The organism is Proteiniphilum sp. UBA1028 (assembly GCF_002316955.1).
Classification (GTDB): domain Bacteria; phylum Bacteroidota; class Bacteroidia; order Bacteroidales; family Dysgonomonadaceae; genus Proteiniphilum.
In genome coordinates this window covers 49453-59758 of sequence record NZ_DCEN01000033.1, presented here as the reverse complement: position 1 = coordinate 59758, position 10306 = coordinate 49453, and the positions used below count along the sequence as shown (strand labels likewise).

Here is a 10306-nt window from a genome sequence, read left to right as displayed (position 1 = left end):
ATTATACCGCCCCTGATTGGGTCGAGTTGCCTGTTCAGGAACAAAAAGATCTTTTCAAAAAAGAGCCCAAAAGATGACTTCCACTTGTTCATCATCCTTTTGAAGTTGAAACCGGCGGCTGCGAGCATCACGTTGATCTCATCCCCGACAATTTCCTTGTAGTAATTCCGGGAGAGACGGTGATCTTCTTTCAGGTGACCGATTACCGGCTCAATGCCTTCCCGTTTGCGGAAGTACTTTCTCTCTTTATTCTTTCGATGCTCACTCACAGCTTTTGAAATGGATTTGGGGATGTGAATGAACCAACTCGGACGCCTCACAAGGCACACGGGGTTGAAACTCCTGCTCCCCACAAAAGAATTGGTAATAATTGTTTTCACTCCATTGTTCCATCACGCTTTCATCGGAGAGATCGCGAACATGTTTCAGGATCAATAAACCCACCATCAGGCGAACAGGTTTCGCCGGACGTCCGTTATCGGGACAATACAAGGGTGAGAACTATCTTTCAAACATCTCCCAATCAATTTTATTGGCCAGAATGAATAGCGGGTGCTTATGATTCAATGTGCTTTCCAGTGAAAAGAACAATGAGTGTTGTGACCGGTCTTGTTGTTTTGCCAGCATAATTTTCTGCAGGATTTATATCTCAAATTTACAAAAACTTGCAAAATTAACCAAGAAAAATATCTACTATTTTACTGTATTATAGACTATTAAATGCTTTTTAAGGGCCGACTAAATATTGTTTAATTGTGGCGCACGCTGCCACCAATAATTTGATTTGCAGCATGTTGAGAAATGGAACTTTTTCGATGGTTTGCTACTCTTTCACCACCCTATGTTCTGTTTAAAATTAACCATCAAATCCAGATCTCTCTGCGGGATGGGTAAAAGTTCATGTTTATTTTTTTTGGTGTAATTGGCGGGTATATAATACTGTGGCCCATCGCTATACCAATCTGCAATATCCTGCACAGTTTCCATGATGGACTCGTAATAGATGCCCCACCTTGTTAAATCATGCCGTCTGTGTCCCTCGAAAGCAAGCTCATAGGCACGCTCTGTTCTCACAGCCTCCTGAAACTCCTCATACGTCAAATCCAAGGGTAGGTCTGAAAGGGTATTGCTCATATTGATGGGCAACCCGAAGCCCCTTCGACGAACCACATTCACTGCCTCGTAAGCATCGCTGTTGGGTCCTCCCTGGGCCTCATTGATCGCCTCGGCATAGAGGAGAAGCACATCGGCGTACCTTAGAATGTACCAGTTTATATTGGACAGATTGGCATCGATCAGGTAGTTGGCATCATCCACGTATTTTTCCGTATCCCACTTGGCTGGCGTAAGGCCATTCATAAATGGCCTCTTTATATTCTCCGGAGCATCCTCGGCTATGGCCTCCAAAAAGGTGGCATTGTTCGAGATGGGGATCTTCACGCCGTTCTGTCCGGCAGGAGATGTGCCGTATCTGTAATCGGCAAAGGAGATCTGCCATCTTTTATCCTGCGAACGGCTGTTCCAGTCTCTCAAAAAGGTAGGAATTACCTTCCAGTTGCCGGCATTCCTTACTCCTTTAATATTAGTGGCAGTTACTCCATTCCATTTGCCTATCCGGCCACTGGGGTCAAATGCTGCCATGCCGGTCACAACGGGCGAGTAGAAACTAACCTCTAATAAGCTTTCGGAGGGATCCCATATTCCATTGCAAGTGTTCTTCCAGAGTTGCTCGTAGTCATCCATCAAAGCGTGTTTGCCGGAGTTGATCAATGTCTTTGCCACGTTTGCCGCTTTCTCCCATTTGCTGTGATCCGATACCGGGCTCCCTGCCCAGGTAGCATATACTTTTGTCAGTAACCCCATGGCAGAGCCTTTGGAGATCCGGAAGCTGTTTTCAGCCCTGAAGTTATCATCCATGGCATACGGCAGGTTATCGATGGCATACAGCAAATCAGATTCTATAAACTCATACACCTCTACCGGATCGGCCTGGGTATAGGTAGCCGGATTTGCATGAGACTGCTGCGTGGTTTTTATGAGCGCTATGTGACCGAACCATCGCACCAGCTCGAAATAATACAAAGCTCGCAGGGTTCGCGCTTCGGCCATATAGATGGCAGCCAGCTGCTGCTCCCTTTCGGAGTAGCCGGACAATTTCCCGCTGATCCCCTCTAAAAAGTCATTGGCATCATAAATGGCACTGTAGAGGCTCGACCATGTTTGCTGAACCTCAATCTGCGTACTCGTGTATGAGTTGGACGGGACCAGACGGAGGCCATCCGGTGAATTTCCTTCCACCTTGGCGATATCGGTGGGAATGGTAAAGAGCATAGAGAGATTAAATCGATACATACCCTCTTCCACCATTTTCCTGTAAACGCCTAATAACACCGTTTCAGCCTCTGCGGGGGTATTCATATAATTGGTTTTTTCTATCTCCGTGTAACTTACCTCATCGAGGGAACAAGAGGGAATGGTGATCAAACCGATCATTATATATAAAATGTACTTGAGCTTATTCATATGATTGATGATTATATTTAAAATTGAATTTCAATGCCTGCAATTAACACCCTGCTCATGGGATAGGCCCCCCAGTCAAAACCGGGCATCAAGGGGCTGTTCTTCATATTTACTTCCGGATCCGATCCTTTGTATTTAGACCAGGTTAGCAAGTTCTGAGCGGTTCCATACAGTCGTATATTGTTGACATATTTAGTTTTAACAAGCATCTTTTTGGGAAGCGTATATCCCAGCGTAATATGTTTGAGCTTGAGGAAGGAGCCATCTTCAATGAAACGTGAATAAAGTTCGTATCTGACATATCCATTCGCTGAGGGCACTGCATTGGACGCATGAGTAGGTGTCCACCTGTCAACCACCTCTGCAAACTGGTTGGCCCTTTCGGTCTGGGTTTGCGTGTGGAACATGCGGGTGGCGTTATACAGGTCGTTGCCGTAAGTAAACTGAAACAGCACGCTCAGGTCAAAATTGTGATACATGAATGTGTTGGTGAGCCCCCCGTAAAACTTCGGCAATCCGTTGCCAATGGCGGTTCTGTCTTCGGTGGTGATGATGCCGTCGCCCGTGATATCTTTGTATTTCACCATGCCCGGCTCTACCGGCCGGCCTGAGTGGGTGCTGATATCAACCACGCCGGGCTTTAACACACGTTTCCCGTCGGGGGTGATATTGAAGTCGGAGCTCTGATACACACCGTCAAACTTATAGCCATACATCTCACCGATGGACGAGCCCACTGTGGCTATGTAGTCATATCCGGAGAAGTTACTGTTAAACCTTGATGCGGCATACATGGAGTTGGCATCGCTTTGCAGCGATTTGAGCGTGTTCTTGATGAACGAAATATTGAAATCGGTTTGCCAGGTGAAACGGCGGTTTTGCACATTGACCGTATTTAAATTGATCTCCAACCCCTTGTTCTGAATCTTGCCAATGTTTTGCCACTGTGAGGTGAAGCCGGTCACGTGAGCAAGATCCTGGGCCAGCAGCAGGTCTTTCGTGTTCTTTACAAAATAGTCGATGATAAGATTCATGCGGCTATTGAATAATCCGATGTCCAGTCCGATATTGGATGTGCTGGAACCCTCCCATCTCAGGTCTTTGTTTGCCAATTGCTTAGGATTTAGAACGGTGACCAGTTTATTCCCCACTCCATACTTGCTGGCCGTATACAGGTCGAGCGACAGATAGTTGGTGATCCTGTCGTTCCCTACCACTCCCCATCCCAGACGGAGTTTGAGGTTGGAAAGGAATGGGATATCCTGCATGAACTCTTCTTCCGATACCCGCCAGGCTGCCGCGAACGACGGGAAATATCCCCATTTGTTCCTTGCTGAGAAAACCGTGGAACCATCTGCCCTGAGGGTGGCTGTTAGCAAATACCGGTCGGAGTAGTTAAAGTTCGCACGCGTAAAATAGGAGAGTAACAGCTTGTCATTCTTTGATGTCTCCACCCTGCTCGGCGTTGCGCCAAGGCCCAGGTTGTCGCTCCCCAGGTGATCGAAAGGAAAATCTTTTGCCTGGCCATGAAGATATTCACTGCTCCTGTAGGTGGTCTCTTGCCCGAGCATGGCATCATACGACATCCTTTTGTTGATCTGATGCCTGTAAGTGAGGGTGTTGCTGTTACCCCATCTCACGTCCTTGTTGATCTGGGAGGAACCGTAGACCCCTCCGCCACGATAGGCCTGGCTTGAGTTTTCACCATAAAAAATATCCCTTCTGGAATGGGTGGTGTTATAAGTAGCCGATGACCTGAGTGTGAGGCCCTTCATCAACTGGATGGTGAGCCCTGCGTTTATGCCCCACAACTCCTGATTGCGCTTATTCGTTACCGCCTCGGCCTGCCTGATCGGATTGATTTGTGAGAACGTGGGGTTTTCGCTGAGCTCCAGGGGATCGAAGACCGACTCCAACAACTCTTCATTCGACACCCTCAGTCCCCCCGTATTTCTGGCATTCAGAAGGTTTGAAAGAACAGTAAGCGCTCCTCCGGTACCGGAAGTGCCGATCCCCTCCTGGGTGGTGTTGGCGTAGTTAAGGGTCGTGTTCAGGGTGATGGAGGGCGTGATCCTCTGATTGAATCGCAACCGTCCCGTATATTTCTCAAAATTGCTGTTCTTAAAGATCCCATTTTCATTGTAAGCAGAGAAGGAAGCGGCGTATTGCGACTCTTGGGTACCTCCCGTGAGGTTGATATCATGGTTTTGGGACCAGGTGGGTCTGAATGCCTCCGCTTGCCAGTCCACCCCTTTCTCATGGAGATAATCATCCATTGTTTGATATTTATAAGGATTACCCTCTTCATCCACGCCCTCCTGGAAATAGGTGTTCCCATATTTATTAGGGTTCAGTTCCAGTTGGAGCTTTACAAACTCATACGGTGTCAATAAATCGAGTTTTTTCGTTATCTCACGATAGCTGGCAGATCCGTTGTATGATATTTGGGGTTTTCCCTCTTTCCCCGACTTGGTGGTGACCAGTACCACCCCATTGGCCGCACGAGCTCCATAGATGGCGGAAGCAGAGGCATCCTTCAAGATATCGATTGATTCAATATCGTTGTTGGAGAGGTAATCGATGTTGCTCATCTCAAAACCGTCCACAATGAATAGCGGTGAAGCATCGCCGGTGAGGGTACCTACACCGCGAATTTTTATATCGAAACCTGAACCGGGTGTGCCATCCGACTGAATGATCTGTACGCCGGAGACTTGTCCGCCTAGGGCACCCACCACGGAGCTTGTCTTGAATCCTTCAATGGATTTGGAACCTACGGAAGAAACGGATCCGGTGAGGTCGTTGCGCTTCATGCTCCCATACCCAATCACCACCACTTCTTCCAGCAGCACATCGTCGGGAGCCAATGTTACGGTCAAACTGCTTCTGCCGGACACATTCACTTCCTGAGTAAGGTATCCCACGTAGCTGATCACTAATGTAGCATTGGCTTGGGTGGTGATGGTGAAGTTGCCGTCAATATCCGTCACCACCCCCCTGCTTTCTCCTTTCACCTGTACGGCTGCTCCAATAACCGGCATAGCCTCCTCATCATATATCACCCCCTTCACGGTGATCTCATCTGCTGTCTGTGCGAACACAGCTTCCGATACGAAAAACAATGAGATAAAAGAGATCAGTATAAGTCTACATATTTGTTTATTCAAAACCATCATAATTATTTAGTCTGTTTTATTTTTAGAAACTTGTGTCGAACCAAATGGCCAGCGGAAAAATTTGGGTGCCTGATGCCACGGATCCCTCATTGCCGTTGGTGGCAAAAGTCATTTGCCCGATGATCACCCCATTGGCATACCCGTAATCATCTTTCCATTTATCCGGATTTACAATCACAGAAAGATCTTCATTGCTTACATAGGCGGCGGGCACGGATGTTCTGTTTTTATTGTCAATGTACGACATGGGACCCCTGGCACCGGTATTCACACTGGGTGAGCCGATGGCCTCATAATATGCTTTCCATATATTGTATATGAAAGAAGTTCTGAGGCCCGGTTGTCCATCGATATGTTCAGCCGGCCCATTCACGTTATAATATTGGAAGTTACGCCGGTAATCCATCAGGAACAGATCCCTGTTCACCTCGCCGGTTATTTCAGGTGCTACGGAGCGTCCTCCTGTGCGGGGATTAATTTGTGCCACGAAGGGAGTATAATCTACCGAGACTCCGTTTTTGGCTGCCGAGCAGTGTATGAACAGGGGCACCTTCACCTGTGTCTCCTCCGGAAGCCCCTTTCCTGCTATCGCTTTTACCACTATCACAAACGCCTTGGCGTCTACCCATCCCTGCAGGAAGGTAACTGTTCCCTGCTTATCAATGGAAACACTGCCTCCGGAGAAGTTGGTGGAATGCACGCTCCACTCCACTTCTATTCCTTCCGGGATATCAGATTCGATGACCGGAAGCGATAAAGCCAGCAGCTCACCGTTGGAGAACACCCTGAACTGATTTGCGTAATTTGCTGCAGGAGACAGGTTGAGGTTGTTGCCCCATCTGAAATAGGTGAAATAATAGGGATTTTTCTTTATTTTCAGGCCCATCGTCGCTCTCTTCTCACTTTTTATGTTTTTAGCCAGTACGGTCACATTGTAATCCCCTATGGGTATTTTATTGCCTTTTTCTGCTGAAATAGTACCTGTAAAAGGATCGATCTTTAAATCGCCCAAGGTTGAAGGCAGATCTACAAACTCATACGTCACTTCATCCCCGTCTCTCTCGGAAGGCATTATTTCAAACCCTATGGCTTGCGAGAATTCATTCGATGTAGGATAACTGAACTTCTCAATGGGATGTATGAACGCCACAATATCAATTGTATACACACCGTCAAAATCGGCAGATCCAAATTGATTGGTCACGGTGACAGACACTTCACACTGAGTTCCTATGGGGAGCCCGTTATTTTCACGCAACGAAAGCTCCCCGGTAGCTGCATCGATGGTGATGGGAGCGTCGGCCGGTGCAACGGATCGGATGCTGTAGGTCAGCATCTCTTCCGAACCCACGAGGGTAGGAGCCGTCGATGTCACTCCGGTCGAGAATTCAACCCGGGCATTGTTGGGAGTATACGTAAGTACCAATGGCTTGGAGGTGATATTCACTGTCAGGGCATTCGGGAAGATCCCTTCTTCAGACGTCTCATCCGTGGCGGAGGTGGTTAACCTGAGATCAAGGGTGTATTTCCCCGGCTGAATACCTTCCACTCCTTTATCCATGGATATTACTCCATCGGAAGAGATTTTAAACAATCCCTCATTTTTCACGGCTTCATCTCCTTTTCGCACACCCGAGATGATATATTTTTTGATGGTGATATGCTCCCCGTCGGTGACAACCCGGGCGGTAGGGATCTCATGGGTAGCTTGCGGATCCAGCAGGTACTCCAATGGCACCTCTATCACATTGGGTTCCACAGAGATCCCTTGGGGAATGGGACGCATCATATTGATGGATACCACATCGGCAAAAGTGTACCGTTTACCGTCCGACATACAGGAAACCGTCAGTGTATAAAGTCCTATCTCAAGGTTGTCGGTATTAGCAATGGCGATCGCTCCCGAATTGGGATCAATCGAAAAACTATTTGTCTGTACCACCTGTCCGTCAAGCTTCACCTCGGTGATGCTGAAATCGGATGGAGGCGCCCCGTAATAGGTGGGTCCGTCCAGGTTGAAGTGCATCGACGGGCCGATATCGGTGACGCCGCTATAATACAAATGTAGTTCCTTGTTGTCCAGGTTGTCTGTGTCCGTACAGGATATGTGGAAAGCAAATAATGCCGCGACAACATACAAGAACAACCATTTACTCTTCATGATGATCTTATTGGTTTTCATTATTTTGGATACGTTAGATGATTTATTGTAGTGTATAGTTCAAAGCATAAGGCTTTCCATTGATGGTCACCTCTGCGGAGGCACCCCGGCTATTGAACAGGCCTTCGGTGTTATCGGTAAACCTTGCACTGATATCCATATTGGCGTAATCAGCTTCGGTGGTGAATGGGTGAATCACCGTTATAAAGCGGGCAGCGCCATTGAGCGGCTTTTTGATGGTCACCTGGTAGAACCTGCGTTGCGCCGACTTCTCTCCCAGCTTATTTGAGACATAGGCCGTGTTGTTCAGGGCAGCGTAACCGGGGGTTGTGCCGACAAAAGTTTTGAATAGCATGTTATTGTTGTCGCCATACTGGGTATGTGCCCCATAGATGAACTCGGAAGCGCGGTCATCGATGATGACATCATCCCTCTTGGGGGATAGATTAAAGTTTACGTTTACCAGGGGATCAGCGTTCTCTCCATATCCTTCGTCCACGATGACAAAAAAACTTTTCTCTACAAAAAACACCGCCCGTCGATGGGTCAGGTCGGAGTAGGATTTGTTCTCTGTGACTATCAAGTCATAATTATCATTGCTTTCCTGTTTCAAAAAGGTTCCCAGCATATACCCATCTGCTATATCCCGGCTGTTCCGGGTCATTGTATTATGCATTTTTGTAGCTCGGAAAGCTCTGCGATCCGCGTTGCTTTCCGGAGTACCCCCATAGGAGTAGACGCCCGCGTCGGGAGTGAAATTCCTGCCTTTGCTGTAAAGGCCGAAGGTACCATTGTCGGGCTGACAATGCCATTTATTCTGGGGGTTGTAGTTATTTTTCAGGATCATCACCGTGGAGTTACTTCCCCAGTCGCTTCTCATCATGTAATAACCGGCATGGGGATAAGTTTGTATCCGATCAACCGGTTTTTTACCCATCTTTCCTTCGGTAGCCATCCATTGGATCTCTTCATCCTCCGGGAACATCTCGGAATATTGTCTTAGGTTCCTGAGCAACACGCTCTTGGTGTAAGATGAAGAACGTGTATCATTGAAGTTGTCAATGGAGTAGTCGGGATAGATGACATCCATCACAAACCGGGTTGCTTTTCTCAGATTCTCAATGTATTCACCGGGGAACAGGTTGAGTTTATTGTTGCTGCCGGCCAACTTATAGATGGTATAGAAATCAGCAATAACCCCTATATGATAGCTCGGATCCAATTCATTTTGAACGCCGTCTTCCAGAAACTGTGCTACCACCTGCTCCGTTATTTTACCGGCTCCCTCATTCAGCCACTCGGGAGACTTCTTGAATTCGGGCAACAAGATACCCGCGGTAATGACCGCCTGTGTCTGGGTTACATAAATGTTGCTGCCGTCGGTATAATAGTTGTTTCGGATCGTCTCCACGGTATCATAAAAAGCGGTAAGGAACACTGACAACCACTCAGGCGTGAAATGTGCGGAGTGCATGAAGTAATAGAACAGGTCTACCTGCGATATCACCCTTTCTGCCGGCTGCAGGGCATACCATGCCGGATTACTTCTGGTCACGCTGCCTTCGGGCACGGGATGGTTCTTTAACCAGTCGGCGTACACCTCGATCCAGGATTTGACATAATCTTCATTTTTGGTGATCCGATAAGCCTTTGCCTGGGGCAACATCCACTGGTGGCGGTGCATCTGGAGCCCAAACTCCTGATCCGTTATCCCGGCGGGAGCAAGCTCCCAGTTGATGGCATTGTTTTGGGTGAACAGGTAATAGACCTCCTTTCCATCTACCACGTCTTCCCTGAAGTTGCGTACATAAAACCGGTACGCAAGGGCCTGGTCGGCAACATTGAGGTCAAAATCGGTAATCGTGGGATTGAGCAAGTTGACACCGGGATTGATCACATCCAATCTTTGTCTGTAGTACTGTAAAAGTTCGTGTGCAGCGTAATACAGCTGACCGTTGTCATGATAGCTTTTCACTTTTTCAAGTCCGGGATAATCAAGGTTGATCACATCGAATAATTTTTCATTGATCACCTCATTGGGTTTCTCCGTGGGAGTCAAATGTACTTCCTTGATCCCCTCTTCACCTTCTATGATCCCGGCCTCTTTACAATGGGAAAGGGATACACATAGAATTGTTAAAGTAAGGTAACTTAAAATTCTATTTGTTTTTACATGCATAATTATAATATTGAAAATTAAATTGATTTGTTCTGATTTTGCATAATTTGAAATGCAATACTATATTTACTGTAAGTAGCTATAAGGAGATGCAATATACATTCAAATATGAGTCGTTCAAGGTCACTTTTTTACTATTAGCTTTATTACTCCTTATTTTTTTACCGTCTATGCTAGGTTTTTCACTAATTAATTCATGTCAAAAACAAAAATACAGTTGATTTCACAAATATATGTTAAAGCGTTTTTTTATACTTTCAAATTTGT

The 10306-nt window shown here is 46.9% G+C and carries 4 protein-coding genes and 2 pseudogenes; all 6 read right to left on the bottom strand.

All coding sequences use genetic code 11. The features are described from left to right. Positions 1 to 89: 89 nt before the first annotated feature. A pseudogene (locus tag B3Z75_RS14255) lies at positions 90 to 224 on the bottom strand (transposase); the annotation flags it as partial. A gap of 40 nt (positions 225 to 264) precedes the next feature. Beyond that, positions 265 to 627, bottom strand: a pseudogene (locus tag B3Z75_RS04955) (transposase); the annotation flags it as partial. Between the two features lie 204 nt (positions 628 to 831). Further along, on the bottom strand, positions 832 to 2523 hold the full coding sequence (locus B3Z75_RS04950) for a RagB/SusD family nutrient uptake outer membrane protein (RefSeq protein WP_294068269.1): 1692 nt from the start codon (positions 2521 to 2523) through the stop codon (positions 832 to 834). Between the two features lie 17 nt (positions 2524 to 2540). After that, positions 2541 to 5696: a SusC/RagA family TonB-linked outer membrane protein gene (locus B3Z75_RS04945; protein ID WP_294068272.1), complete on the bottom strand. Its 3156-nt coding sequence runs from the start codon at positions 5694 to 5696 to the stop codon at positions 2541 to 2543. Between the two features lie 25 nt (positions 5697 to 5721). Continuing rightward, the gene (locus tag B3Z75_RS04940; RefSeq protein WP_294068268.1) at positions 5722 to 7881 is read right to left on the bottom strand and encodes a surface glycan-binding family protein; all 2160 of its coding nucleotides are present in this window, start codon (positions 7879 to 7881) and stop codon (positions 5722 to 5724) included. A 22-nt stretch (positions 7882 to 7903) separates the two neighbouring features. Further along, on the bottom strand, positions 7904 to 10039 hold the full coding sequence (hepC, locus tag B3Z75_RS04935) for a heparin-sulfate lyase HepC (protein WP_294068267.1): 2136 nt from the start codon (positions 10037 to 10039) through the stop codon (positions 7904 to 7906). Positions 10040 to 10306: the final 267 nt, after the last annotated feature.